At 46.1% G+C, this 2,358-nt stretch carries 2 protein-coding genes and 1 pseudogene; 1 reads left to right on the forward strand and 2 read right to left on the reverse strand.

Going from position 1 to position 2,358, the window contains the following annotated elements; genetic code table 11:
* Window positions 1–544 (forward strand): annotated as a pseudogene (gene udk, locus AC1DUA_RS34120) (uridine kinase); the annotation flags it as partial.
* A 47-nt stretch (window positions 545–591) separates the two neighbouring features.
* Here udk and AC1DUA_RS34125 read toward each other — a convergent pair.
* Window positions 592–1,791: an MFS transporter gene (locus AC1DUA_RS34125; RefSeq protein WP_477503964.1), complete on the reverse strand. Its 1,200-nt coding sequence runs from the start codon at window positions 1,789–1,791 to the stop codon at window positions 592–594.
* A complete protein-coding gene (locus tag AC1DUA_RS34130) occupies window positions 1,742–2,284 on the reverse strand; it encodes a hypothetical protein (RefSeq protein ID WP_477503965.1) in 543 nt (180 codons plus the stop codon). Before AC1DUA_RS34130 ends, AC1DUA_RS34125 begins: the two co-directional genes overlap by 50 nt.
* Window positions 2,285–2,358: the final 74 nt, after the last annotated feature.

The raw sequence follows: 2,358 nt of genomic DNA on the forward strand, positions 1-2,358 counted from the left end.
TAATTTCACAAGATAATTACTATCTCTTCATCATAGTGGTCTTACTTTTGAAGAACGGGAGCGCATAAACTACGATCACCCGCGTGCGTTTGAGAACGAGCTGCTGCTTAAGCATCTTAATGAATTGAAGAACGGAAATGCGGTCAATATCCCCGTCTATGACTTCTCAAAACATGCTCGCTCGCAAGAGACGATCCGAGTTGAAGTTAAACCCATTGTATTGCTAGAGGGCATCCATGTATTAACCGATGAAAACCTTCGCAGCGCGCTCAATATCAAAGTGTTTGTGGATACCGACCCGGATGTACGTATTCTTCGTCGTCTTTCCCGGGACATTAATGAACGGGGCCGCACGCTGCAATCGGTCTTCGATCAGTATTTGACGACAGTGAAGCCGATGCATGACGCTTTCATCGAACCTTCCAAGAAATATGCGGACATCATTATTCCTGAGGGCGGAGAAAACCAAATCGGCATCTCCATGCTAACGATTCTGACGGAACGTTATATGACAGATCAGGCAGCCGATTACGAAATAGGCTAATAAAGAAAAGACACTCAAAGCCAGGCTTGGCTAAGAGTGTCTTTTCTTTATATCGTAGTTTCACGACGGAACATAATCCCGGAGAGCGCGAAAAGGACATAAATGAGGCTGAGCATATAAAAAATACTTGTTACATTCGAGTAGCGAATGGCCATGCCTCCGATTAAAGGGCCCGCAATACTCCCTAAGCTGTACTGTATAGAGGCTAACACGTTGGCTGTAGGAAGCAGATGTCTAGGTAAAATATCTGCCGCGTAGGCTAGTCCAAGCGAAAAAAACGAGCCTACCATGCCCCCGGCGATACCAAATAGCAAACCAATCAACCAAAGTTTTGTGCCTGCAARCGGGATACACAGGAAGGCTAATGCGCCAATAAGCCCGGATGAAATGAGGATCTTCTTCCGCCCGATGCGGTCACTCCATATGCCCAGCGGCAGCTGCATGATGAGACCGCCTACCCCCATAACAGGCAGTAGAACTCCAATATTAGCCTCTGACAGACCTATACGCAAACCGTAGAGCGGAAAGTTGCTGTTCATAGAGGCTTCCATATATCCATACAGCAGCGAAGTAATTAGCGGAAACCATGCCAAGGCAGCCACTTTGGATGCACGCTTATGTACAGCTTCTACACGTTCGCCTCTTTCAGGACGTTCATTTCTCAGCCTTGTCATAAGCAGTAGAATGAGAAGAAAAAAGCTGCTTGTGGTCAGAAACGGCCCCCAAATGCCTACTTTTAAAAGCGTAATCCCGATGGGTCCTAAACTAAATCCGATGCCGTATGCCATGCCATACAGCGTAATATTGCGTCCCCTATGCTCTTTGGGGCTAGACGTTACAATCCATAGCTGCGTGGCATAATGCAGAGCGCTATCCCCTATCCCCACAAGCAAACGAAGCACAAACCAGAATCCAATGTGCTGCCATGCAGGGAATAAGCAGTTTGCCGCGATAACCAGTCCCATCCCAACCATAATAACCGGCTTATAGCCAAACCGCCTGACGGGCTTTTCGATGAAGAACATCGTTGAGAAAATACCGATATACAGCGCAGCAGCGTTCAGACCATTGGCATCCGTAGATACGCMCGATCGATCCAGCAAAATCGTAAGCAGCGGCATAAGCATGCCTTGACTCATACCGGCTACGATGATCACCATAATTAATATGGTTAATTTTTGGGGGGCAAGCCCCTCTTTAAGAGCCATTTCCAAAACGAACGGTTTCCCATCTTTGAGCGTATTCATTCAACTTGCCATGGAGTGGGACATGGAACTGCTCATGAATGTAAAGTCTTAGATTTTTAATCCATTCCTTGAAAGCCGGATAAGTAACGAACAGATTGGCATAGCGATCACTTAGGCATAAAAAATAAGGACCTGATGATTTCTCCGTTAAAAAATGCAATGAAGTGTCTATAGGAGTATATTTCTTACGCTTACCCTCCCATGTATCCACATCCACTTGAACCGTGGTATTCACTTGTTTCACTAAGTTCTCCAGATGTTTCACCCTGGCATAATAAGGCACACTGCTCGAAATATCCATTCTACGCAGCGTTTCTTCATGCTGTGGGTAAAAGATAGCTCTGACGAATTTCTTCTCCTCAGCCCATGCCGTAAAAGCATGCATATCGGACTCCGTCCAATCTTCGAAAGTTTCAAACACAAAGACCGTGCCCTTGTGCGTTTGTGCTGGCGGTTCATAACCAAAAGGCACTTTGATCTGCTCTCTTGCCATGCGTGTCCTCCTCTTGTTGTATTGACGTGCTCAAGCAAGTCTTGTTCTTCCTAATTCTCTATTGTAGCATACCC

The organism is Paenibacillus sp. 01T422 (assembly GCF_056398785.1).

Coding starts and splice junctions, on each gene's coding strand:
- AC1DUA_RS34130 (WP_477503965.1), bottom strand. CDS start 2,284: ATGGCAAGAGAGCAGATCAAAGTGCCTTTTGGTTATGAACCGCCAGCA.